We start from the raw sequence: 23,984 nt of genomic DNA, 5'->3' as shown, positions 1-23,984 counted from the left end.
TTTTCTTTGCGGCTGCAAAGAAAAGTAGGTGCCGCCCCGCACAGGGGCAACGCTAATAGACCGACACGAAAACAAGGAAACGCGAAACCACGAAACCACGAAACCGCGAGACCACAAACTATGAACACCCCATCGAGAACCAAAGCATACCCCCAAAAGAGTATCTCTTACCCCACAAGACATACCCCAGACTAGGTTCCCACCAAGAAAAAAAGTTTATCCCCGTTGACAATCGAAATTCCGCTGATTACTTTTAACCCAAGTTCAATCCTGTCGAGAACCGGGTACCCCTCATGTCAGAAACGCGCCGCTTCACACTGACGTTGTCATGCCCCGACCGGATCGGCATTGTCGCCGCAGTCAGTGCGTTCATCGCCGAGCATCACGGTTGGATCATCGAGGCGACTCACCACGCCGACGAAATCGAAAAGCGCTTTTACATGCGCCACGAAATCGCGACCGACTCGCTGCCAGTCAGCCTCGAAACGTTTCGTGAGCGCTTTGCCCGCATCGGCCGCGAGTTCTCGATGGACTGGAAGGTGACCGATCATTCGCAGAAAAAGCGCGTCGTGATCCTCGTTTCGAAGCTCGAGCATTGCCTCTACGATTTGCTCGCGCGCTGGAAGGCCGGCGAGCTCGACATCGAGATTCCATGTGTGATCTCAAACCACGAAACGTGGCGCAGCTTCGTCGAATGGCATGGCATTCCGTTTCATTACGTGCCGGTCACGCCGGACACCAAGCAGCAGGCCTACGACAAAGTGCAGCGCCTCTTCGAGGACGCGCGCGCCGACACCATGGTGCTCGCGCGCTACATGCAGGTGCTTTCGCCCAAGCTGTGCGCAGCGTACCCGGGCCGCATCATCAATATCCATCATTCGTTCCTGCCGAGCTTCGTTGGCGCGAAACCGTATCACCAGGCCTATACGCGGGGCGTGAAGCTCACGGGGGCGACCTGCCATTACGTGACCGAAGACCTCGATGAAGGGCCGATCATCGAGCAGGACGTGATTCGCGTGCGCCATTCGGACCGGCCCGACGATCTCGTGCGTCTCGGCCGCGACATCGAGAAGGCGGTGCTGGCCCGAGGCTTGCGTTATCACCTCGAAGACCGCGTGCTGATACACGGCAACAAGACGATCGTTCTGCGCTAAAAGCAGCCCTGCTGTCCAACCCGGTTTGCCCGCGCGCCGCTGTGCGCGCGGGCGAGAACAAGGAGTGAGCCATGCCGTGGCGTCTCGTGCGTTTTGCCATGTCGAAGAAACACCCCGAGCCGCGGATGTTCACACGGCATGACACTTTGCGCAGTTCTTATGACGTTGTGATCATCGGCGCGGGTGGCCACGGGCTCGCGAGTGCCTACTATCTCGCCCGCGAGCACGGGATCAAGAACGTGGCAGTGCTGGAAAAGGGCTATATCGGCGGTGGCAACACGGGGCGCAACACCACGATCATCCGCTCGAACTACCTGACGCCCGAGGGCGTGAAGTTCTACGATCAGTCGGTCAAGCTGTGGGAAGACCTCTCGCAGGACTTCGACCTGAACCTGTTTTATTCGACGCGCGGCCACTACACGCTCGCCCATACCGATTCGGCCATGCGCACGATGCGCTGGCGCGCGGAGGTGAACAAGCACTTCGGCGTGGACTCGGAGGTGGTCGGCGCGAAAGAGGTCAAGGAGGCCGCGCCCATGATCGACCTCTCGTGCGGCGGCGTGGCCCCGATTCTGGGCGCGCTCTATCACGCACCGGGATCGGTCGCGCGCCACGACGCCGTGGCTTGGGGCTATGGGCGCGGTGCCGACCAGCGCGGCGTCGAGATTCATCAGCAAACCGAAGTACTGGGCATCGACGTGGTGGGCGGCAAGGTGAAGGGCGTGAAAACCTCGCGCGGCTATATCTCGACCAACAAGGTGCTGTGCGCGGTGGCGGGCTCCACGCCACGCATCACCGACATGGTCGGGCTGCGCACGCCCATCTTCATTCATCCGCTCCAGGCGATGGTGAGCGAGCCGCTCAAGCCCTGGCTCAACCCGATCCTGGTCTCGGGGAGCCTGCACGTCTACATCAGCCAGTCGGCGCGCGGCGAGCTTGTGATGGGCGCATCGCTCGACCCCTACGAGCTGCATGCCACGCGCTCGACGCTCGATTTCGTGGAAGGGCTCACGGCGCACATGCTCGAGATGTTCCCGTTTCTCTCGACCGCGAAGGTCATGCGCCAGTGGGCGGGCATGGCGGACATGACGCCCGACTTCGCGCCCATCATGGGCAAGACGCCGGTGGAGGGTTTCTACCTGGACTCCGGTTGGGGCACGTGGGGCTTCAAGGCCACGCCCGTGTGCGGCAAGACCATGTCGTACACCGTTGCGAACGATACGAACCATGCGCTGATCAACGGTTTCACGCTCGATCGCTTCCGCCGCTATGCGCTCACGGGCGAGAAGGGCGCGGCATCGGTCGGACACTGAGCGGAGAGCACGACGATGAAGATCATGACCTGTCCTGTGAACGGCGCGCGGCCCGTTTCGGAATTCGTCTACTGGGGCGAACTGCGCGCGATGCCGGACCCGGCGCAAGCGAGCGACGACGAATGGGCCGACTACGTGTACTGCCGCAACGGCGCCGCCGGCGTGAAGAAGGAGTGGTGGTGCCACACACCGAGCAACACCTGGTTCATCGCCGAGCGTGACACCGCGAAGGATCGTGTCATCCGCACGTATCTGAACGACGAGGAGGCGTAAATGCGTCTGGCACCGCATGCAGGCGAATGGATCGATCGCAGCAAGCAGATCGAATTCGGCTTCGAAGGGCAGCGTTACACCGGCTTTGCAGGCGACACGATCACGAGCGCCCTGTGGGCGTCGGAGGTCTCGGTGCTCGGGCGCAGCTTCAAGTATCACCGCCCGCGCGGCGTGCTCTCGCTCGCGAACCACGACGTGAACGCGATGTTCCAGGACGGCGCGCGCCTGAACGTGCGCGCCGATGTGACGGAGCTGATCGCGGGTGCGAACTGGCACGCGGTCAACACCGCGGGCGGCGTGATTGCCGACCGTGGCCGCTGGATGGGCAAGCTCGCGCCGTTCCTGCCGGTCGGCTTCTATTACAAGGCGTTCTATAGCAAGCGCTGGTTTCCGCGCTGGGAACGCATGTTCCGCAAGATGGCCGGGCTTGGCGTGGTCGATCTCAACGCGCCGCACGTGCGCACGCCCAAGCGCTACGGATTCTGCGACGTGCTCGTGATCGGTGCCGGGCCGTCGGGCCTGGCGGCGGCGCTGGAGGCGGCCAAGCAGGGCGCGGACGTGGTGATCGTCGACGAGAATGCGCGCTCGGGCGGCAGCGGCACGTATCAGGCAGGCGGCGACATGGAGCGTCTGGAAGCCGTGCGCGCGCTCGAAGCGCAGGTTCGTGCGCATCCGCGTGTACGCATGTTCAACCGCACGCTGGCCGCGGCTTATTATGCGGACCACTGGGTCCCGCTCGTCGAGCCCGAGCGCATCACCAAGATGCGTGCGAAGGCGGTCGTGGTCGCCAGCGGCGCGTTCGAGCAGCCCGCCGTGTTCCGCAATAACGACTTGCCGGGCGTGATGCTCGCTTCGGCGGCCCAGCGGCTCGCCTGGCGTTATGGGGTGGCGCCGGGGCAGCGCGCGGTGGTGCTGGGCGCGAACGCCGACGCCTATCGCGCGGCACTCGACATGCTGGAGCGCGGCATCAAGGTGACGGCGCTGGTCGACCTGCGCGCGACGCATCGCTTTGGCGTGCTCGCCCGCGAGCTGGAGGCGCGCGGCGTTGAAGTGCTCGGGTCGAGCTGCGTGATCGAGGCCGTGCCGAACGCCGAGGGTAATCGGCTTGCGGCGGTGAGCGTGGGACCGATGCGACCTGCGGGCATGGACCTTTCGCACGAGCACACCCGGCAGATCGAATGCGACACGCTGTTGATGAGCGTTGGCTGGGCGCCGGCCGCGAACCTGCTCTACCAGGCGGGCACCGCGATGCGCTACGACACGGATGTCGAGCAGTTCGTACCCGATCGGCTGCCCGAAGGCGTGTTTGCGTGCGGCCGCGTGAACGGCGTGTATACCTTTGAAAGCAAATTGCAGGACGGTCGTCGTGCGGGCGCGCTTGCCGCCGCGCATGTCGGTTTGCTGGGCGGCGCGCCCGACTCGCGCAGCACACCCATCGCGCGCGAGCCCGAATCGCCCTCGCATGCGTGGCCGATCGTTGCGCATCCGGCCGGCAAGAACTTCATCGACTTCGACGAAGATCTGCAACTGAAGGATTTCGAAAACGCCGTACAGGAAGGCTTCGATAACATCGAGCTGCTCAAGCGCTTTTCGACCAACGGCATGGGCCCGAGCCAGGGCAAGCACTCGAACATGAATGGGCTGCGCGTTCTCGCGCGTCTGACCGGCAAGGCGCCCCAGGAAGTGGGCACGACCACGGCGCGGCCGTTCTTTCATCCGGTGCCGATGGCGCTGCTCGCCGGGCGCGGCTTCAATCCCGAGCGCCGCACGCCGATGCACGCGCAGCACGAGCGCCTTGCGGCGAAGTGGATGCCGGCCGGCGTCTGGCAGCGGCCCGAGTACTACGCGATGGCGGGCAAGGACCGCGCGCGCTGCATCCAGGAAGAGGTGCAGGCGGTGCGTACCGGCGTGGGCATGATCGACGTGGGGACGCTCGGCAAGCTCGAAGCGCGCGGGCCGCAAGCCGCGCAGTTTCTCGAGCGCGTCTATGTGTCGAAGTATGCGGGGCTGAAGTCCGGCATGACGCGCTATGCGCTGATGTGCGACGAAGCCGGCGTGGTGATCGACGACGGCGTGATCGCGCGCCTCTCCGACGATCACTTCTACTTCACGACCACGACCTCGGGCGCGGCGGGGATCTACCGCGAACTCTCGCGCCTGAACACGATCTGGGGACTCGATTGCGGCATCGTCAACGTGACGGGCGCTTACGCGGCCATCAATCTCGCGGGCCCCTACTCGCGCGCCGTGCTCGCGAAGCTCGTCGACCTTGATTTGTCATCCGAAGCATTTCCGTATCTCGGCATCCGCGTGACGGGCATCGCGCTGGGCGCCAACCGCGTGCCGGCGAGGCTGATGCGGGTGGGCTTCGTCGGCGAATGGGGGTACGAGATTCACGTTCCCGCCGAATATGGTCCGGCGTTGTGGAGCGCGCTTTACGAAGCGGGCAAGGAATTCGGCATCCGCCCATTTGGCGTGGAGGCGCAGCGGCTCTTGCGTCTCGAGAAAGGCCACGTGATCGTGAGCCAGGACACCGACGGCCTGACCACGCCGCGCGATGCCGCGATGGAATGGGCGGTCAAGATGGACAAGCCGTTCTTCGTCGGCCAGCGCAGCTTGCAGGCCATCGACAGCCAGGCGCAGCAGCAACGCCTCGTAGGTTTCGCGCTGGACGACGGGGTGAAGAACGAGGCCTTGCGCGAGTGCCATCTCGCGATTGAAGGCACCGAGATCGCGGGCCGCGTGACGAGCGTGTCGTGGAGCGAGACACTGAAGAAGACGATCGGCCTCGCGTTCGTGCGGCCCGTGATGGCGAAGCCGGGCACGCATCTGCGCTTTCGTCTGAGCGACGGCACCATGGTGTCGGCCACGGTGGTGCCCACGCCCTTTTACGACCCCGAAAACCTGCGCCAGAAAGACGCCGCACCCGCGCACGCCACCGCACCGAGGGAGGAGACCGCATGAGCGCATCGAACCTGGCGGGCGCAGCGAACGTCTCGCTGCGCACGAGCCCCATCCGCGACGCGCACCACCCCGCCGAGGCGCGGTGGAGCACGGTCGAGAACATGCAGATCGTCGAGCGCCACGGCGCGAACGACGAAGCGCACGCACGCAACGCGGGCATTGCCGATGTCTCGCACCTGTACCGCATGGGCTTCAAGGGCCAGGGCGTGGCCGCCTGGCTTGCGGAGCAGGGCCTGCCCGCGCTGTCCCAGCCCAACACGTGGGCGCCGCTCGCGAGCGGCGGGTTGATCGCGCGTCTGGGCCTCACCGAGTATCTGATCGAGGACGGCCTTAGCGGTCGCGCCTCGGCAAAGCTGGCCCATCGCGAGCCGGCGCTGCGGGTCTATCCGGTGCTGCGCCAGGACCTGGCGCTAGTGCTGTGCGGCGAGGCGATCGACGAGTTGCTGCTACAGACCTGCAACGTCAACTTTCGCGCGCTGGACCTCGCAACCCGACCCGTCGTGCTGACTTCGATGGCGGGGGTCGCCGTCACCGTCCTGCCGGGCGAGCGGTTGGGCCGTCCGTACTACCGCCTGTGGGCCGACGGTACATACGGTGTGTACTTGTGGGAAACCCTTGCCGGCATCGCTGCCGAATTGGGAGGCGGGCCGGTCGGTCTCGCCGTGATCGACGAAATCGACCAGGCACCATCGCACCAGGCCAGCAGCTGACCCGCGCCAGGCCTGCATCTGGCTCATTGGTTCATCTGGCTCATCTGGCACCCCCGGGCGGAGGTGTCCGGCGCAAGCAGCGCCGGATGCTTTCTCGACACCGTATTCACGACGCTTGAGGACAATCGACATGACACCCGCAGAAGCCAAGCAGTTCCTCGCAGAGAACGACGTCAAGTACATACTCGCGCAATTCGTCGACATTCACGGCGTCGCGAAGACGAAGTCCGTACCCGCTGCCCACCTCGACCTGATCCTGACCGATGGCGCGGGTTTCGCCGGCTTCGCGGTATGGGGCCTCGGCATCGATCCGCAGGGACCGGATTTCATGGCGGTGGGCGACCTCGACACGCTCACGCTCATGCCGTGGCAGCCGGGCTACGCTCGCATTGCCTGCGACGGCTACGTGAAAAAGGAGCCGTGGCAGTTCGAGAGCCGCGTGACGCTGAAAAAACAGGTCGCCCGTCTGCAAGAGCACGGCTGGATCCTCAACACCGGGCTCGAACCCGAGTTCTCGCTGCTGCGGCGCACCGACGATGGCCGCATCGTGCCATGCGACGACTCCGACGCGCTGCCCAAGCCGTGCTACGACTACAAGGGGCTCTCGCGTTCGCGCGTATTCCTCGAGCGCCTGACCGAGTCGCTGATCAAGGCCGGCATCGACGTCTATCAGATCGATCACGAGGACGCCAACGGCCAGTTCGAAATCAACTACACCTACTCGGACTGCCTGAAATCCGCCGATTCATACGTGTTCTTCAAGATGGCGGCTGCGGAGATCGCCAACGAACTCGGGCTGATTTGCTCGTTCATGCCCAAGCCGTTTTCGAACCGGCCAGGCAACGGCATGCATATGCACATGTCGATCTCGGACGGCGAGCGCAACCTCTTCGCCGACAAGCACGATGAGCGCGGGCTCGGGCTATCGAAGCTCGCCTATCACTGGACGGCCGGCCTGCTCAAGCATGCGGCCGCGCTCACGGCCATTTGCGCGCCCACGGTCAACTCGTACAAGCGCCTCGTGGTGGGCCGCTCGTTGACGGGCGCCACGTGGGCGCCAGCCTATGTGAGCTATGGCGACAACAACCGCTCGTCGATGGTCCGCATTCCGGGCGGCCGTATCGAGTTGCGCCTGCCCGATGCCGCGTGCAACGCCTACCTCGCGACGGCCGCCGTGATCGCCGCTGGCCTCGACGGCGTGAACAACAAGCTCGAACCCGGCGAGCCGTGCAACCTGAACCTCTACGAGATGTCGCCCCAGGAGCTGCGCCAGCGCGAAATCAGTATCTTGCCGCAGAACCTCCAGGATGCATTGCGCGAGATGGAACGCGACGAAGTCATGATGGAGGCGCTCGGCCCGGCTGGCACCGAGTTCCTTCGCCTGAAGCACATGGAATGGATCGAGTACATGCGCCATGTGTCGGACTGGGAGCAGAAGACCTACCTCGAATTTTTCTGAGCTGGCGCCGGTACGCCGGCCGTCCATGAAACGCAGGCAATACGTGCAGGAGATCACTCATGTGTGGAATTGTAGGATTACTTATCAAGAAGCCGTCGTTGCGTGAGCAACTGGGCGAGCTGATGGTGCCCATGCTGCTCGGCATGACGGAGCGCGGGCCCGATTCGGCGGGACTGGCCGTGTTCACGGAGCCGGTGGGCGAAGAGACCCGCAAGATCAGCCTGTATTCGGGCCTCACGGAAGAGGCCGCGGATTTCAACTGGCAAGGGCTCGCGCACGAGATGAACACGCATCTGGGCGCTGGCGCTGCGGTTCAGGCCAAGGGCAATCATGCGGTGCTGAGCGTGGGCATTGCGCCGGAGACCGCGAAGCGCTGGATCGCCGAGCAGCATCCGAAGCTGCATATCCTCTCCACGGGCCGCGCCATCGACCTGTACAAGGATATCGGCACGCCAAAGGAAGTGTCCGACCGCTACGCGTTCCAGAACCTCACCGGCACGCACCTGGTCGGTCACACGCGCATGGCCACGGAGTCGGCGGTGACGCCCGACCGCGCCCACCCGTTCACGGCCGGCGAGGACTTCTGCCTCGTGCATAACGGCTCGCTGTCGAATCCGTTTGGCGTGCGCCGGATGCTCGAACCGCACGGCATCCACTTCGATACGGACAACGACACCGAGGCCGCCTGCCGCTTCCTCGAATACCGGCTGCGCGAAGGCGACGATCTCGAAGTCGCGCTGCAACAGGGCTTCGAGCAACTCGACGGCTTCTACACGTTCCTCATGGGTACGCCCGACAAGCTCGCGCTGATTCGCGATCCGTTCGCGTGCAAGCCCGCAGTGGTGGCCGAGACCGACGATTACGTGGCGATCGCGTCCGAATTCCGCTCGCTGGCGCATCTTCCCGACATCAAGCATGCAAGCGTGTTCGAACCGGCTCCCGAGGAGATGTACGTATGGAAAGTCTGAACTTTGACCTGGCAAGCACGTCGGTGACCGAACTCAACCGGTTCCTGCACAAGGACGCCGCCAACAAGGGCGTGCAGGCGGTGCGCATCGCGAACCCCGATGGCGCGCACAACATTGCGGTCGGGCTCGATCTGCCGATCGAAGTCGAGATCGACGGCCATGCCGGCTACTACGCGGCCGGCATGAACAAGGAGGCGAAGGTGACCATCGCGGGCAGCGCGAGCACCGGCGTCGCCGAAAACATGATGAGCGGGCGCGTGCACGTAAAGGGCTTCGCGTCGAATGCGGCGGGAGCGTCGGCGCAGGGCGGCCTGCTCGTGATCGAAGGCGATGCGGGCCTGCGCTGCGGCATCTCGCTCAAGGGCGCCGATATCGTCGTGAAGGGATCGGTGGGCAGCTTCTCCGCGTTCATGGCGCAGGCGGGCCGGCTGGTGATCTGCGGCGACGCCGGCGACGCACTGGGCGACTCGTTATACGAAGCGGTGCTGTACGTGCGCGGCAACATCAAGTCGCTGGGCGCGGACGCGCGCGAAGAGCCGATGACCGCTGCCGACATCGAAGCGGTGGCGCAACTGCTGCGCGCAGCGGGCCCCGCATTCTCCGGCTTCGAACCGAGGGACTTCAAGCGCATTGCCTCGGCCCGCTCGCTCTATCACTGGAACGCCGACGCGAACCAGGAATATTGACCCAAGGATCCCGACCATGGAAATCAAGCCCATCCACATGAAGCAACTGGCCACCGAAGAATCCTGGGGCTTCGACCGCAAGACGATCCACTATATCCAGAACGCCGCGGCGCACGGGCTGTATGAAATCCGTGGTCTCGGCGCGAAGCGCCACGTCCCGCACTTCGACGACCTGCTGTTCCTCGGCGCCTCGCTCTCGCGCTACCCGCTCGAAGGCTATCGCGAGAAGTGCACCACGAAGACCGTGCTGGGCACGCGCTTCGCGAAAAAGCCCATCGAGCTGGCGATCCCGATTACCGTCGCAGGCATGAGCTTTGGCGCGCTCTCCGCGAACGTGAAAGAGGCGCTGGGCCGCGCGGCCACCGAAATGGGCACCTCCACGACCACGGGTGACGGCGGCATGACCCAGGAAGAGCGGCGCTCGTCGAAGACGCTCGTGTATCAATGCCTGCCGTCGCGCTATGGCTTCAATCCCGACGACGTGCGCAAGGCTGACGCCATCGAAGTGGTGATCGGCCAGGGCGCGAAGCCGGGCGGCGGCGGCATGCTGCTCGGGCAAAAGATCTCGCCGCGCGTCGCGAAGATGCGCGTGCTGCCCGAAGGCGTCGACCAGCGCTCGGCCTGCCGCCATCCCGACTGGACCGGCCCCGACGATCTGCTCATCAAGATCCAGGAGCTGCGCGAGATCACCGACTGGGAAAAGCCGATCTACGTGAAGGTGGGCGCAACGCGCACCTTCAACGACGTGAAGCTCGCCGTGCACGCGGGCGCGGACGTGATCGTGGTGGACGGCATGCAGGGCGGCACGGCGGCCACGCAGACGTGCTTTATCGAAAACGTTGGGATTCCTACGCTTGCCGCATTGCGCCAGGCCGTGGATGCACTCGAAGACCTCAACATGAAGGGCACGGTGCAGCTCATCGTCTCGGGCGGCATCCGTAGCGGCGCCGATGTCGCCAAGGCACTGGCGATGGGCGCCGATGCCGTGGCGATCGGGCAGGGCGTGCTGGTCTCGCTGGGTTGCAACAGCGCTTCGTATATCGAGAACGGCCAGCACGTGCAGGCGCTCGACGATTACGCAAACCTGGGCACGGCGCCGGGCTACTGCCACCACTGCCATACGGGTAAGTGTCCTGTCGGCATCACCACCCAGGATGCCGTGTTGCAGGAGCGGTTGCAGCCCGACGTGGGCGCGAAGCGCCTGCGCAACTACCTGAAGACGCTGAACATGGAACTGACCACGATCGCGCGCGCCTGTGGCAAGCAGAACGTGCATCACCTGGAGCCCGAAGATCTCGTCGCGCTCACGGTCGAGGCAGCGGCGATGGCGCGTGTGCCGCTCGCGGGCACCAACTGGATCCCGGGTGTGGTCTGAAGCGCCATGACGGCACAGACCATCGATGGGAAACACCTGGCGCGGCGCTTGCGGGCGCGCTTTCGCGAGCGCGTCGCCGCGCTTTCCATGCGCGGCGTCGTGCCGGGTCTCGCCGTGGTGCTGGTGGGCGACAATCCGGCCTCGCAGGTCTATGTCGCGAACAAGGTGAAGGCGTGCGAGGAGAGCCGCGTGCGATCGTTCATGCACCGGTTCCCCGCGAGCTGCACGGAAACGGAACTGCTCGAGCGCATCGGCGAGCTGAATCTGGATCCGGCCACGCACGGTATTCTCGTGCAATTGCCGCTGCCGCCGCAGGTCAACGTGCGGCGCGTGCTGGAGAGCATCGTCGTCGACAAGGACGTGGACGGCTTTCATCTCTACAACGTGGGCGCGCTGGTGGTCGGCAATTCGATCTTTCCGCCCTGTACACCGTATGGCGTCCAACTGCTGCTGGAGACCACGGGTATCGATGTCGCGGGCAAGAACGTGGTGGTGGTCGGCGCGAGCAATATCGTCGGCAAACCCATGGCGCTGATGCTGCTACAGAAGGAAGCCACGGTCACCATTTGCCATGCGAAAACCCGCGACCTCGCGCATCACACCATCCATGCGGACATTCTCGTAGTGGCGGCTGGCAAGCCCGGGCTTATCAAGGCCGAGATGGTGAAGGAAGGCGCGATCGTAATCGACGTGGGGATCAACCGGCTCGCCGATGGGCGCATCGTGGGCGACGTCGACTTTGACGCGGTGCGCGAGCGCGCCTCATGGATCACGCCGGTTCCCGGTGGCGTGGGGCCGATGACCGTCACCATGCTGATCGAGAACACGCTGCGCTCGGCGGAGCGTTTCGCGCAGGGCGAGGCGTTTCATCCGGCACAGCCGTTCTGGCAAGTGCCGGCGCGTTAGCGCGGTGCGAACTGCGGGACTACGCGGCGCATGCGGCATCATCGGGGGAAAGGAGCCGCTGTGGCCGAGATAATCAGGATGCCGGACGATGATGCGCGCACTGCGCTGGACGCCGCGCACCGGCACGCGCTGGCGTTTCATCGTACCCGCGCGACGCGCCCGCCCGCTGCAACGGCGGGTTTTGCGGCGTTGCTCGACGCGTTTGGCGGACCTGCGCCCGAGACCGGCGTGCCCGCGAGCGAGGCCATCGAGCAACTGGCGGCGGCGGCCGAACCCGGCTTGATGGGGACTGCGGGCCCGCGCTTTTTCGGCTGGGTCGTGGGCGGCTCGCATCCAGTTGGGGTTGCGGCCGACTGGCTCACGAGCGTCTGGGGGCAGAATGCCGGCTGCTACGAGGGCGCGCCCGCTGCTGCCGTGGCCGAGCAGGTCGCCGGGCAATGGCTGATCGATCTGCTGGGGCTCCCGCCCGAATGCTCGGTGGGCATCACGACGGGCGCGACGATGAGCAACTTCGTCTGCCTCGCGGCGGCGCGTGGCGCACTGCTGCGCCGCGTGGGCTGGGATGTCGAAGCGGACGGCCTGTTCGGTGCGCCGCGCATTGCTGTTTTTATCGGCGAAGATGCGCATGCGAGTGTGTTTGCAGCGCTGCGCTATCTGGGGTTTGGCGAACGCTCACTCGTGAGGATTGCTACTGATGACGCGGGGCGCATGCGTGCCGACGCGCTGCGCGCCGCGCTCGCGCATTGCCATGGACCGCATCTCGTGATCGCGCAAGCGGGCCACATCATGACCGGAGCGTTTGATCCCATCGGGGAGATTGCGGCACTCGTGCACGAGCGAGGGGGCTGGCTGCACGTGGATGGCGCCTTTGGCTTGTGGGCGAGGGCGTGCCCGGCGCGTGCGGCGCTGGCGCAGGGCATCGAGCACGCGGATTCGTGGGCCACGGACGCGCATAAGTGGCTGCAGGCGCCTTACGAGTGCGGGTGCGCTTTTGTGCGCGATGCCGATGCGCACCGGCGTGCGATGACGATTGGTGCGGGCTATCTGCCGCCCGCTGAAGATGAGGGCGTGCGCGACCCCGTGCATTACGCGCCGGAACTGTCGCGGCGCGCGCGTGGGTTCGTTTTGTGGACGCTGTTGCGCTTTTTTGGCCGGCGCGGCATTGCGGAAATGGTCGAGCGGCATTGTGTGCTTGCACAACGGCTCGCGTGTCGGTTGGCTGGGGAGCCTGGTGTTGCGGTGCTCAACGAAGTCGAGTTGAATCAGGTGGTTGTGCGGTTTGGTGGGGATGAATTTTGTCCTCTTGGGAATGTGCTTACGGACGCTACGATAGAACGCATTCAGCAGGCGGGTGGGTGTTTTGTGGTTGGCGCGCAGTGGCGTGGGCGCCGGGTGATGCGTGTTTCGGTCATTGCGTGGGCCACTACCGAGGATGATATCGATCGCGCCGCTGAGTCGATGATCGAGGCCTGGCGGGCTGTTGAGAAGGTGCAATTCGAGGGGGAGCGCGTGGCCGCGCAAGCGTAAGTGTTCATTCTTGGGTGTGCTTTTTTTTTCTTCGCGTTTTTTTCGCGTTTCCTTGTATTCGCGGTGGTCTATTAGCGTTGCCCCTGTGCGGGGCGGCACCTACTTTTCTTTGCAGCGGCAAAGAAAAGTAGGCAAAAGAAAGCCGCTCAAACCGCCAGTGTGACGCCGTCCACCTCTTGCCTGTGATCGGAGCGGTTCCGGGGCGTCTGCCACCACGCGCCGTACAACAGAGTGACTAAGGACTCATCCCTCCGGCGGCGCTGCGCGCGCCGTGGGGCATAACCCCAAACCATCGGAATGCATGTGACTCGATGCAGTGCATGCGTATTCGAGTGCAAGTGCAGTAGGTGTGGTTTCCCCTGCATACCCGACCGCTGCGCGCGTAGCGAGCAGCGGGATGAATGAGCCCTTTGTCACTCAGTTTGAATGTGCGGGGTGACGGATGCCCCGGAACCACTTCGATAACGGGCAAGAGGTGTACGGCGTCACACTAGCGGTTTGAGCCGCTTTCTTTTGCCTACTTTTCTTTGCGGCTGCAAAGAAAAGTAGGTGCCGCCCCGCACAGGGGCAACGCTAATAGACCACCGCGAATGCAAGGAAACGCGAAAAAGCAATAGACCACCACGAATGCAAGGAAACGCGAAAAAGCAATAGACCACCACGAATGCAAGGAAACGCGAAAAAGCCACCACGATCACAAGGAAACGCGCCAAATCGCCTAGGCTGGGTGCCCCACCAAAATCAGCCCACCGCAGGTCTCATCGCAATCGCTCGCGCAGTAGAAAGCAGCGCTTCCGCCATCCGAATACTAGCGGCGTCGATCAGACGCCCATCCAGCGACACAGCCCCCTTACCATCCTTGGCGGCCTGCCCCATCGCATCCATAATGCGCTGCGCCCGAGCGACTTCAGCATCGTCAGGCGTAAACACGCGATTCGCAAGCTCGATCTGCGACGGATGAATCGCCCACTTGCCATCATAACCAAGCACCGCAGCACGCCTCGCTGCCGCATCATAACCATCAGGATCACTAAAGTCACCAAACGGCCCATCGACCGGCCGCAATCCATAGGCGCGGCAGGCCACCATCATGCGCGTCTGCGCGGCGTGCCACTGGTCGCCCCAAAAGTATTCGCGCTTTCCATCGGCGTCCTTGTCGCTCAGCACGCCGTAGTCGCGGTTCACGCCGCCGATCACGGTCGTGCGCGCTCGCGTGGAGGCCGCATAGTCCGCGACGCCAAACGACATCGCTTCAAGCCGCCGGCTCGATTGAGCAATCGCCTCCACGTTCGCCATGCCTAGCGCGGTCTCGATCAGGACTTCGAAGCCAATGCGTCGCGTGCGTTTCTTCGCCGTCTCGATCTGCGTGACCAGCATGTCGATCGCATAGACGTCGGCTGCCACGCCAACCTTGGGAATCAGGATCATGTCGAGCCGCGGGCACGCCTCCACGATGTCCACGACGTCGCGATACATGTAGTGTGTGTCGAGTCCGTTGATGCGGACCATCACCGTCTTCGTGCCCCAGTCGATGTCGTTCAGGCCTTCAATGATGTTCTTGCGCGCCTGTTCTTTATCGTCGGGCGCGACCGCGTCTTCGCAGTCGAGAAAGACGATGTCGGCGGCCGAGCGCGCGGCCTTTTCGAACATGGCGGGGTTGGAGCCCGGCACGGCAAGCTCCGAGCGGTGCAGCCGTGGCGTGGCCGGTTCGATTGCAGTAAAGCTCATGAGTCATCTCCTCGATAGTAAGAGCGCAATTAGTGAAGGCAGCGGGGCAGACAGCGAGGCACGCGGCCTAGCCCGTCGCGCCGAATCCCGATGCGATGCAATTAATGGAGAGCAGGAGCGGCACCAGATAGCCGCGCCGCTCCTGGTCGGTGCTGGCCGAGCGGTAAAGTCGCAGCAACTCGATCTGCTGCTGGCTCACGAGATTGATGGCCGGCAGCCGGCGCGCGAGCCGCTCGCAAAACTGCGGGAAGCGGTCCGCGACGGTGGCGCCGCCGCTGACTTTCAGCACCATCTCCGTGGTGAGGCGATACTCGGCCTCGATTTGCGCGAAGATCGTTTCGCGTAAGCGCGCGTCGGGTACGAGGTCCGCGTAGCCGCGCGCGATGTCGAGATCGACCTGCGCGAGCGTCTTCTCCACCTCGTCGACGATCAGCCGGAACAGGCGCGACTCGTTGAACATCCTGTGCAGCAGATCGAGGCCGCGTTCCTGGCGCACCGCGAGAAACGACGCGATCGCACTGCCCACGCCGTACCAGCCCGTGAGAGCGTGGCGGTTCTGCGACCACGCGAACACCCACGGAATCGCGCGCAGGTCTTCGAGGCTGCGCGCGCCGAAGCGCCGGGCAGGGCGCGAGCCCATGTTCAGCATCGAAAGCTCTTCGAGCGGGCTGGCCGCCTGAAAATACGCGATCAACTCGGGCTGCTCGACGAGCTTCACATAGGCCGCGCGCGAGGCGCCCGCGAGTGCTTCCATCGCGTCGTCGAACTCGCCGCGCGGCAGCAGTTCTTCTTCGCGCTCGGACTTGAACGTGTGCTCCAGCACGCTCGACGCGAGCAACTCGACGTGATACTGCGCCGTGCCGCGATTCGCGTACTTGTACGAGACCACCTCGCCTTGCTCCGTCACGCGAAAGCGTCCGTTGACGGAGCCGGCGGGCAACGCGGCGATGGCGCGGCCCGCCGGCACGCCGCCCCGGCTCACCGAGCCGCCACGGCCGTGGAAGAACGAAATCGTGATGCCCAGTTCGCGTCCGACGCGCGTGATCTTCGTCTGCGCCTTCGAAAGCTCCCAGTTGCTCGCGAAGAACCCGCCGTCCTTGTTCGAATCGGAGTACCCGATCATGACCTCCAGCACGCCGCCTTGCGCACGGATGCTGCGCTTGACCATCGGCACGGCCAGCAGTTCGCGCAGGATTTCAGGCGCGCGCCGCAGGTCGTCGATGGTTTCGAGCAGCGGCACGACCGGCAGCGTGCAGCTTTCCACGCCAGCGGCATCGCTGAACAGCCCCGCCTGTTTCGCGAGCAGATAGACGCCGAGCACGTCGGTCGCGTGGTGCGTCATGCTCAGGATGAACGCGCCAAAGGCATTGCGGTCCACCTGCTGGCGCATCGTGCGGACCATGCGGAAGATCTGGACCGTTTCTGCTTCGATCTCGGCGAGCGACTCCGGCAACGCGTCGCTGGCTTCGCCCGGGGCGAGCGGGCGTGCGAGTTCCGCGAGCAGCCACGCCTTCCATGCTTCGGAGTCCAGATCGGGCGGCTCGGTGCCGGGTTTGGCGCGTGCTTGCCAAAGCGCGAGCAGGGTCTTGTTGATGACGGTGGAGTTCTCGCGCAGATCGAGTTGCACCGTGCTGAAGCGGAACGTTTCGACTTCATGGCGCAACGGTCGGACGTAGGAGTCGGCAAGCGTGTCGCTGCCGGTCGCGAGCAGGGCCAGTTCCATCGCACGCAGCTCGGCGGCCAGTTCGTCGGCGCTCGCGTAGCCGCCGAGAATGGCGGTGCCCGCGCCGCGCCGTTGCGCGTCGGTGAGCGTGGTGTCGAGCTTGCGCAGCATGCAGGTCAGATACTGGCGGAACACCTCGCCCGGATTGCGTGTGGCAATGGCCGTGCCGTCGCCGCTTTGCTCGAGCACGCGCGCGAGTTCGGCACCGAACGCTTCAGGCACGGGCAGTGCCTCGGCGGTGATGCTGAGCGTCTGTGCGAGATCGAGCAGTTGCTGCCGGTAGCGCTTGAGGCACGCGAGCCGGTTGTCGTAGAGCGTCGCGCGCGTGACGTCGTTGTTGACGAACGGATTGCCGTCGCGGTCGCCGCCGATCCACGAGCCGAACTGGAAGAAGCGCGGCATTTCGAAGTGCTCGCCGGGGTAAAACTGGTGCAGGGCGTCTTCGAGCCGCTCGAACAAGAGCGGCACGGCCTCGAACAGCGTTTCGCCGAAGAAGTGCAGCCCCCACGCCACCTCTTGCGAGACGGTGGGCTTCTCGCGGCGCAGCTCGCCGCTCATCCAGAGCAATTCGATCTCGTTGCCAAGCTGCCCCACGAGCTTGCGCCGCTCGCGCGGCGTCCAGCGCGGCGACTCCAGATCCATCAGCTTGCGATAGATGCGCCGATGAATTTCGAGCACGGTGACGCGCTTGGCTTCGGTCGGATGCGCGGTAATGACAGGGCGGATCTTCAGATGCTGGAGCACGGCGCGGACTTCGTCGGCGGGCACGCCGGCCGCAGCCGCATCGGCCACCACGCGCGAGAACGAGGCCGTGAGCCGCGCATAGCCGCTCTCGATCTCGATTTCGCGGCGGCGGCGCATGGCGGTGCTTTGCTCGGCCACGCTCAGTAGCTGGAACCAGATGCCCTGGGCTTGCAGGCTGCGCCGCCACACCGCGCGCGGCACGTCGGGGGGCAGTTGCTCGCCGCGCAGCGCGAGTTCGATCTGGGGCTGGCGGCGCCGTGCGACGTCGCACAGCAAGCCGAACAGCAGATCGACCACACACGGTTCGTAGGCCTGAGCATCGAGCGTGGGCAACGCCGCCGAAGCCGTGGCAAGGCGGTCGAGTAGCGAGGGCGGCTCAGCCGCTGAAAGTGCAGGCGTAAGCGGGACCGAAGGCGGCGATGCAGCCGATTGACGGCGCGGCGCCTCCACGCCACGCAACGTCACGGTGCGAGCCTCGGCCCCGCCGGCCTCAATGGCATCAAGCGACGCGGCGGGCATCATTTTGCGTCAGCGCCGCAGCGACAGTGGAGCCCAGCTCGGAGGCGCTGGGTGCAACGAAAAGCCCGTGGGCTCGCATGATTTCCGCCTTCTCGGCGGCGCTGTCACCCGCAGCCGAGATAATCGCGCCCGCGTGGCCCATGCGGCGGCCCTTGGGGGCCGTGAGGCCGGCGACGTAGCCCACCACGGGCTTGGTCATGTTCTCCTGGACCCAGCGCGCCGCTTCGGCTTCCTGCGGCCCGCCGATCTCGCCGATCATGATCACGACATCGGTCTCGGGGTCGTTCTCGAAGAGCCGCAGATGGTCGAGGAACGAGCTGCCGTTGATCGGATCGCCGCCGATGCCCACGCTCGTCGTCACGCCCAGACCCAGCGCGTCGAGTTGCGCGGCTGCCTCATAGCCGAGCGTGCCCGAGCGCGAGACGATACCAACCGAGCCGCGCCGGTAGATATTGCCGGGCATGATGCCGAGCATGGCTCTGCCTGCGCTGATGATGCCCGCGCAGTTCGGCCCGACCAGCATCGTGCGCGTTTCCTTCGGATAACGAAGCAGGTAGCGCTTCACGCGCATCATGTCCTGCGCCGGAATGCCGTCGGTGATCGAGCATACGAGCCGCAGGCCCGCGTCGGCCGCTTCCATGATGGAGTCGCCGCAAAAGGGCGGCGGCACGAACACGAGGCTCGCCGTGGCGCCGGTTGCCTGCACGGCTTCCTTCACGGTGTTGAACACGGGGCGGTCGAGATGGCGCTGGCCGCCCTTGCCGGGCGTCACGCCGCCCACTACATTGGTGCCATACGCGATCATCTCTTTCGCGTGGAAGGTCGCCTTGTCGCCGGTGAAGCCCTGCACGATCACGCGGGTATTTTCGTCGATCAGGATGCTCATGGGTACGCTCCTATTTGCTCTTTCTGGCGCGGTGCGCCTTGGACGCTTCTACGGCTTTCTGGGCCGCTTCGAGCAGCGTGTCGGCTGCGATGATCGGCAGCCCGCTCTCGCGAATGATGCGCCGCCCCTCTTCGACATTCGTGCCCGCGAGCCGCACGACGAGCGGCACGCGCAGGTTCTTCGCGGCTTGCACGACGCCCTCGGCCACCCAGTCGCAGCGGTTGATGCCCGCAAAGATGTTGACGAGAATGGCCGACACGTTGGCATCGGAAAGCACGAGCCGGAACGCCGCGGCGACGCGCTCGGGCGATGCGCCGCCGCCCACGTCGAGGAAGTTCGCGGGCTCGCCGCCTGCGTACTTGATGGTGTCCATGGTGGCCATCGCGAGGCCGGCGCCGTTGATGATGCAGCCGATGTCGCCATCGAGGCCCACGTAGTTCAGCCCGAACTGCGCCGCCTCCGATTCGCGCGGGTCTTCCTGCGAGGCATCGCGCATCTCCGAGACATGCGGGTGCCGGAACAGGCCGTTGTCGTCGAAGGTGACCTTGGCGTCGAGCGCGAGCACGCGGTCGTCGGTGGTGACGACGAGCGGGTTGATCTCCACCATCGTCGCGTCGAGGTCGCGAAACGCGCGATAGGCGCCCATGATCGCCGCCACGGCGCGGCTCACCTGCTTGATGTTCAGGCCGAGGCCGAAGGCCAGCTCGCGCGCCTGGAACGGTTGCAGGCCCACGGCCGGTTCGGCGATCACCTGCAAAATGGCCTCGGGATTCGTGCGCGCGACTTCTTCGATGTCCATGCCGCCTTGTGCGGAGACGATCACGCGCACGCGCTCGGCCTTGCGGTCGAGCACGATGCCCAGATAAATTTCGCGCTCGAACTTCTCGGCCACTTCGATATAAACGCGCTCGACGACCTTGCCTTCGGGGCCGGTTTGCGTGGTGGCGAGACGCTTGCCGAACAGCGACGTGGCCGCCGAGTGGACGTCGTGATAAGTCTCGCAAAGCTTGATGCCGCCGGCCTTGCCGCGCGCGCCCGAGTGGATCTGCGCCTTGACGGCCCAGTGCCAGCCGCCGAGTTCGGTGGCGCAATAGACGGCCTGATCCGGCGTATAGGCGACGAGCCCGCGCTGGATGGGCACGCCGAAGCCGGACAGCAGTTCCTTCGCCTGATATTCGTGGATGTCCATGATGGTGTTCCGTGCGAATGAGAAAAGCGGTATGAGATTGAAAACGCCGCCCGATGCTCAGGCGACCAGATGTTGCGGTTCGCCGCTCACGTAAGCCTCGATGTTGTCGATCAGCTGGTCGGCGAGAAACTGCATGGCGCCGTCCGATGCCCAGGCCACATGCGGCGTGAGGATGAAATTCGGCAGATCGAGTTCAAGGAGGGGATTGCCGGCTTTAGGCGGCTCGCTGGTCAAGACGTCGAAGCCCGCGCCCGCGATCAACCCTTCGCGCAGGGCCGTCGCGAGCGATTGCTCGCAGACGAGCCCGCCGCGCGCCGTATTGATGAGCAGCGCGCTGCGCTTCATCGTCTGCAACTGCTCGAGCGCGATCATGTTGCGTGTTTCAGGGCGCAGCGGCGTATGCAGCGAGACGATGTCCGACTCGCGCAGCAACTGTTCGAGCGGCATGAAGGCGACGTCGTGCGGCTTGTCCTTCGTCGTTGCATGTTCCGCGAACACCACGCGCATGCCGAAGCCGCGCGCGATGGCCGCCGTGCCCCGGCCGAGCGAGCCGTCGCCAACGATGCCGAGCGTGGCCCCATGCAGGTCGCGAATCGGGTGGTCGAAAAAGCAGAACTGATTCGACGCTTGCCAGCGGCCGCGCCGCACGTCCTCGCGATACGCCAGCAGATTGCGGCGCAGCGCGAGGATCAACGCGAAGGTATGCTCCGGCACCGTATGCGTGGCGTAATTGCGGATGTTCGCCACGGCAATGCCGTGCGCGCGGCAGTACGCCGTGTCGATCACGTCGTAGCCCGTGGCGGCCACCGCGATCAAAGCGAGACGCGGCAGCTTCGCCAGCGTCTCGGCACGCAGCGGCACCTTGTTGGTGATCGCGATAGTGGCCCCTTCGAGACGCTGGGCCACCTCGTGCGGCGCGCTCACGTCGTACTCCGCCCAGCAGTGATCGAAGGCGGGACGCCGTACATCGGCCTTCAACGTGGAGCGGTCGAGAAAGACGATTTCATGACGCATGATTTCGGTATCCTGCCTTTTTTCTTGGGACATTGAGCGCGCGAGGCGCGGTTAAAGTCCGCGGCGAACGCGGCTCAGGCGGCGGCCACGCGGCGCAGCGGCTCGACTTGATCCGCGTGCTGCTGCGTCTGCGCCTTGCGCGGATCGTGCGTGCGCCAGTACTGCGTGGCCGCGCCCGTGCCGCTGCCGGGGCGCACGTCGATGCCCACGTCGAGCATCGCCATCTCCGCGCCCGCAATGGCGCTCGCGAGCATCAGTTCGTTGAGGTCGCCGAGGTGGCCGATGCGGAACACCTTGCCCGCGACCTTCGAGAGGCCCGCGCCGAGCGCGAGGTTGTAGCGCCGGAAGGCCACGTCGATCACGTTGGCCGCATTGAATCCCTGCGGCACGACAATGGCGCTGACCGTATCCGAATACCACTTCGGCCCCTTGGCGCACAACTCGAGCCCCCAGCCTTCGGTCACGGCGGCGCGCACGCCCTGAGCGAGGTAATGGTGGCGCGCGAACACCTTATCGAGTCCTTCCTGGAAGATCAGGTCGAGCGCCGCACGCAGGCCGTAGAGCAGGGACAGCGCGGGCGTGTACGGAAAGTAGCCGGTCGCGTTGGCCTTGATCATGTCGCCGAGATCGAAGTAGCAGCGTTTGGATTTCGCATGCTCCATCGCCTTGAGCGCCTTCGGGCTCACGCACAGAATGCCGAGGCCCGCGGGCAGCATGAGCCCCTTTTGCGAGCCGGTCACGGCCAGGTCGACGCGCCAGTCGTCCATGCGGAAATCGATGCAGCCGATCGAGCTCACGCCGTCGACGAACAGCAGCGCGGGGTGATGCGCGTTGTCCATCGCGTGGCGCAGTGCGCCAATGTCGCTCGTGACGCCCGTGGCGGTCTCGTTGTGGCAGGCGAGAATGCCCTTGATCTGATGCTTCTTGTCGGCCTTGAGCACTTCCTCGATGCGCTCGACGGGCACGCCCTCGCCCCAATCGACGTCGACGATCTCGACTTCGAAGCCCAGCCGCTGAGCCATATCGGCCCACAGATGGCTGAACTGCCCGAAGCGCGCAACCAGTACACGATCGCCGGGCGAGAGCGTGTTGGTCAGCGCGGCCTCCCAGGCACCCGTGCCCGAGGACGGAAAGATGAACGGCTGGCCGCTCGTGGTCTTGTAGAGGCGCTTGAGGTCGCTCAGCACGCCGTTCGTAAGCTCGGGAAAGCGCGTGGAGCGGTGGTCCTCCATCGACACGACCATCGCGCGCAGCACGGCGTCGGGAATGTTGGTGGGGCCGGGCACGGCGAGAATGTTGCGACCCGGGATACGCGTTCCAGTGGTATTCGACATGTCTGCACTCCTGATGGATGGGATGAGCACGGTACGAAGGTATGAAGCTACGAAGGTAAGCAGTTATGGATGAAGCGCCCGCTCGGGCAGTGGGATCAGACTGCGGGCCGGTGGGCCGTGGCGCTGTGCCGATGCTCGGGCGCGTCGCCATAGACCGGGAAGCGCGTCGTGAGGGCGTGCACGGAATCGGCCACGCGGCGGATCACGAGATCGTTCGCGGGCGCTTCGAGCACGTCGGCAATCAGATGCGCGAGATGCCGCGCTTCGGTCTCGCCAAAGCCGCGCGTGGTCATCGCAGGCGAGCCCACGCGGATGCCGCTCGTGACGAAGGGCTTTTGCGGATCGTTCGGAATGGCGTTCTTGTTGACGGTGATGCCCGCCTTGCCGAGCGCGGCTTCGGCATCCTTGCCGGTGATGCTCTTTGCGCGCAGATCGACGAGAAAGAGATGCGACTCCGTGCGCCCCGACACGATGCGCAGCCCGCGCTCCTGAAGCGTCTCGGCCATGGCACGCGCGTTGATCATCACCTGGCGCTGGTAGTGCTTGAACTCGTCGCTCATCGCCTCGCGGAACGCGACCGCCTTGGCCGCGATCACGTGCATGAGGGGACCGCCCTGGATGCCGGGGAAGATCGTGGAGTTGAGCGCCTTCTCGTGCTCGGCGCTCGAGAGGATCAGGCCGCCGCGCGGGCCGCGCAGCGTCTTGTGGGTCGTCGAGGTGACGAAGTCGGCAATGCCCACCGGGCTCGGGTAGAGGCCCGCCGCAATCAGTCCCGCATAGTGCGCCATATCGACGAAGAGCCACGCGCCCACGCTGTCCGCAATCTTGCGAAAGCGTTGCCAGTCGATCGTGAGCGCATAGGCCGAGGCGCCCGCGACGATCATGCGCGGCTTGTGCTCGTGCGCGAGGCGCTCGACCTCGTCGTAGTCGATCGCTTCGGTATCCGGATGGAGTCCGTACGCGACGGCATTGAAGAGCTTGCCGCTCACGTTCACCGAAGCACCGTGCGTGAGGTGGCCGCCGTGCGCGAGCGACATGCCGAGGATCGTGTCGCCGGGCTTGAGCACGGAAAGATAGACGGCCTGATTCGCCTGCGAGCCCGAGTGCGGCTGCACGTTCGCATATTCGGCGTTAAACAGCTTCTTCGCGCGGTCGATGGCGAGCTGCTCGGCCACGTCCACGTGTTCGCAGCCGCCGTAGTAGCGCTTGCCCGGATAGCCCTCGGCATACTTGTTGGTGAGAAGCGAGCCCTGCGCTTCCATCACGGCCGGCGACGTATAGTTTTCCGATGCAATCAGTTCAATGTGATCCTGCTGTCGCGTGGATTCCGCCACGATGGCCTGACGCAATTCCGGGTCGGTTGCTGCGATGGTCTGCTGGAAGCTGAACATGTGGGTCGCCTCTGTGTCGATGTTCGGTCGATGGACGGTGTCTGGAACTTGAGATCGATGGTAGTGGCGCCGCGCGGAAAACACTCATTCCGGTTTGTTATCCAACCCATAACCCGGTCTG

General features: G+C 64.9%; 18 protein-coding genes. 11 read left to right on the top strand and 7 right to left on the bottom strand.

Annotated elements, in window-relative coordinates:
- Positions 1–293 precede the first annotated feature (293 nt).
- From purU to L5014_RS22560, 11 genes are all read left to right on the top strand, one after another.
- Entirely contained in the window at positions 294–1,154 is an 861-nt protein-coding gene (purU, locus tag L5014_RS22610) for a formyltetrahydrofolate deformylase (protein WP_238465971.1), read from the top strand.
- Between the two features lie 71 nt (positions 1,155–1,225).
- A complete protein-coding gene (locus tag L5014_RS22605) occupies positions 1,226–2,467 on the top strand; it encodes an FAD-dependent oxidoreductase (RefSeq protein WP_238465970.1) in 1,242 nt (413 codons plus the stop codon).
- A gap of 15 nt (positions 2,468–2,482) precedes the next feature.
- Complete coding sequence (locus L5014_RS22600) at positions 2,483–2,740, top strand: sarcosine oxidase subunit delta (RefSeq protein WP_238465969.1); 258 nt, start codon at positions 2,483–2,485, stop codon at positions 2,738–2,740.
- Positions 2,741–5,704: a glycine cleavage T C-terminal barrel domain-containing protein gene (locus L5014_RS22595; protein WP_238465968.1), complete on the top strand. Its 2,964-nt coding sequence runs from the start codon at positions 2,741–2,743 to the stop codon at positions 5,702–5,704.
- Entirely contained in the window at positions 5,701–6,414 is a 714-nt protein-coding gene (locus L5014_RS22590) for a hypothetical protein (RefSeq protein WP_238465967.1), read from the top strand. The genes L5014_RS22595 and L5014_RS22590 overlap by 4 nt, the downstream gene beginning before the upstream one ends.
- A 130-nt stretch (positions 6,415–6,544) precedes the next feature.
- Positions 6,545–7,873 (top strand): type III glutamate--ammonia ligase, encoded by a 1,329-nt coding sequence (glnT, locus tag L5014_RS22585; protein WP_238465966.1) that lies wholly within the window; start codon positions 6,545–6,547, stop codon positions 7,871–7,873.
- Between the two features lie 59 nt (positions 7,874–7,932).
- The gene (locus L5014_RS22580) at positions 7,933–8,841 is read left to right on the top strand and encodes a class II glutamine amidotransferase domain-containing protein (protein WP_238465965.1); all 909 of its coding nucleotides are present in this window, start codon (positions 7,933–7,935) and stop codon (positions 8,839–8,841) included.
- Entirely contained in the window at positions 8,829–9,527 is a 699-nt protein-coding gene (locus tag L5014_RS22575) for a GltB/FmdC/FwdC-like GXGXG domain-containing protein (RefSeq protein WP_238465964.1), read from the top strand. Before L5014_RS22580 ends, L5014_RS22575 begins: the two co-directional genes overlap by 13 nt.
- A 16-nt stretch (positions 9,528–9,543) precedes the next feature.
- Positions 9,544–10,902: an FMN-binding glutamate synthase family protein gene (locus tag L5014_RS22570; protein WP_238465963.1), complete on the top strand. Its 1,359-nt coding sequence runs from the start codon at positions 9,544–9,546 to the stop codon at positions 10,900–10,902.
- A gap of 6 nt (positions 10,903–10,908) precedes the next feature.
- On the top strand, positions 10,909–11,808 hold the full coding sequence (gene folD / locus L5014_RS22565; RefSeq protein ID WP_238465962.1) for a bifunctional methylenetetrahydrofolate dehydrogenase/methenyltetrahydrofolate cyclohydrolase FolD: 900 nt from the start codon (positions 10,909–10,911) through the stop codon (positions 11,806–11,808).
- A 78-nt stretch (positions 11,809–11,886) separates the two neighbouring features.
- Positions 11,887–13,335, top strand: coding sequence for a pyridoxal phosphate-dependent decarboxylase family protein (locus tag L5014_RS22560; RefSeq protein ID WP_238465961.1), 1,449 nt, complete (start codon positions 11,887–11,889; stop codon positions 13,333–13,335).
- 741 nt (positions 13,336–14,076) lie between these two features.
- Here L5014_RS22560 and L5014_RS22555 read toward each other — a convergent pair.
- From L5014_RS22555 to glyA, 7 genes are all read right to left on the bottom strand, one after another.
- Positions 14,077–15,063 (bottom strand): HpcH/HpaI aldolase/citrate lyase family protein, encoded by a 987-nt coding sequence (locus L5014_RS22555; RefSeq protein WP_238465960.1) that lies wholly within the window; start codon positions 15,061–15,063, stop codon positions 14,077–14,079.
- Positions 15,064–15,130: 67 nt separating this feature from the next.
- Positions 15,131–18,052 carry a phosphoenolpyruvate carboxylase gene (locus L5014_RS22550; protein WP_238465959.1) on the bottom strand — a complete coding sequence of 974 codons (2,922 nt, stop codon included), beginning with the start codon at positions 18,050–18,052 and terminating at the stop codon, positions 15,131–15,133.
- On the bottom strand, positions 18,030–18,935 hold the full coding sequence (gene sucD, locus L5014_RS22545) for a succinate--CoA ligase subunit alpha (protein WP_238465958.1): 906 nt from the start codon (positions 18,933–18,935) through the stop codon (positions 18,030–18,032). The genes L5014_RS22550 and sucD overlap by 23 nt, the downstream gene beginning before the upstream one ends.
- Before the next feature lie 10 nt (positions 18,936–18,945).
- On the bottom strand, positions 18,946–20,124 hold the full coding sequence (locus L5014_RS22540) for a malate--CoA ligase subunit beta (RefSeq protein WP_238465957.1): 1,179 nt from the start codon (positions 20,122–20,124) through the stop codon (positions 18,946–18,948).
- A 57-nt stretch (positions 20,125–20,181) separates the two neighbouring features.
- Positions 20,182–21,138 (bottom strand): D-2-hydroxyacid dehydrogenase, encoded by a 957-nt coding sequence (locus tag L5014_RS22535; protein WP_238465956.1) that lies wholly within the window; start codon positions 21,136–21,138, stop codon positions 20,182–20,184.
- Between the two features lie 74 nt (positions 21,139–21,212).
- Positions 21,213–22,472 carry an aminotransferase class V-fold PLP-dependent enzyme gene (locus L5014_RS22530; protein WP_238465955.1) on the bottom strand — a complete coding sequence of 420 codons (1,260 nt, stop codon included), beginning with the start codon at positions 22,470–22,472 and terminating at the stop codon, positions 21,213–21,215.
- 95 nt (positions 22,473–22,567) lie between these two features.
- Positions 22,568–23,863, bottom strand: a complete 1,296-nt coding sequence (gene glyA, locus L5014_RS22525; RefSeq protein WP_238465954.1) for a serine hydroxymethyltransferase — start codon at positions 23,861–23,863, stop codon at positions 22,568–22,570.
- Positions 23,864–23,984 lie beyond the last annotated feature (121 nt).

It is taken from the genome of Paraburkholderia tagetis (assembly GCF_022213065.1).
GTDB lineage: Bacteria > Pseudomonadota > Gammaproteobacteria > Burkholderiales > Burkholderiaceae > Paraburkholderia > Paraburkholderia tagetis.
The sequence above is the reverse complement of the archived record's forward strand: the minus strand, read 5'-3'. Positions and strand labels throughout refer to the sequence as shown.

Coding starts and splice junctions, on each gene's coding strand:
- purU (WP_238465971.1), top strand. CDS start 294: ATGTCAGAAACGCGCCGCTTCACACTGACGTTGTCATGCCCCGACCGG.
- L5014_RS22605 (WP_238465970.1), top strand. CDS start 1,226: ATGCCGTGGCGTCTCGTGCGTTTTGCCATGTCGAAGAAACACCCCGAG.
- L5014_RS22600 (WP_238465969.1), top strand. CDS start 2,483: ATGAAGATCATGACCTGTCCTGTGAACGGCGCGCGGCCCGTTTCGGAA.
- L5014_RS22595 (WP_238465968.1), top strand. CDS start 2,741: ATGCGTCTGGCACCGCATGCAGGCGAATGGATCGATCGCAGCAAGCAG.
- L5014_RS22590 (WP_238465967.1), top strand. CDS start 5,701: ATGAGCGCATCGAACCTGGCGGGCGCAGCGAACGTCTCGCTGCGCACG.
- glnT (WP_238465966.1), top strand. CDS start 6,545: ATGACACCCGCAGAAGCCAAGCAGTTCCTCGCAGAGAACGACGTCAAG.
- L5014_RS22580 (WP_238465965.1), top strand. CDS start 7,933: ATGTGTGGAATTGTAGGATTACTTATCAAGAAGCCGTCGTTGCGTGAG.
- L5014_RS22575 (WP_238465964.1), top strand. CDS start 8,829: ATGGAAAGTCTGAACTTTGACCTGGCAAGCACGTCGGTGACCGAACTC.
- L5014_RS22570 (WP_238465963.1), top strand. CDS start 9,544: ATGGAAATCAAGCCCATCCACATGAAGCAACTGGCCACCGAAGAATCC.
- folD (WP_238465962.1), top strand. CDS start 10,909: ATGACGGCACAGACCATCGATGGGAAACACCTGGCGCGGCGCTTGCGG.
- L5014_RS22560 (WP_238465961.1), top strand. CDS start 11,887: ATGCCGGACGATGATGCGCGCACTGCGCTGGACGCCGCGCACCGGCAC.
- L5014_RS22555 (WP_238465960.1), bottom strand. CDS start 15,063: ATGAGCTTTACTGCAATCGAACCGGCCACGCCACGGCTGCACCGCTCG.
- L5014_RS22550 (WP_238465959.1), bottom strand. CDS start 18,052: ATGATGCCCGCCGCGTCGCTTGATGCCATTGAGGCCGGCGGGGCCGAG.
- sucD (WP_238465958.1), bottom strand. CDS start 18,935: ATGAGCATCCTGATCGACGAAAATACCCGCGTGATCGTGCAGGGCTTC.
- L5014_RS22540 (WP_238465957.1), bottom strand. CDS start 20,124: ATGGACATCCACGAATATCAGGCGAAGGAACTGCTGTCCGGCTTCGGC.
- L5014_RS22535 (WP_238465956.1), bottom strand. CDS start 21,138: ATGCGTCATGAAATCGTCTTTCTCGACCGCTCCACGTTGAAGGCCGAT.
- L5014_RS22530 (WP_238465955.1), bottom strand. CDS start 22,472: ATGTCGAATACCACTGGAACGCGTATCCCGGGTCGCAACATTCTCGCC.
- glyA (WP_238465954.1), bottom strand. CDS start 23,863: ATGTTCAGCTTCCAGCAGACCATCGCAGCAACCGACCCGGAATTGCGT.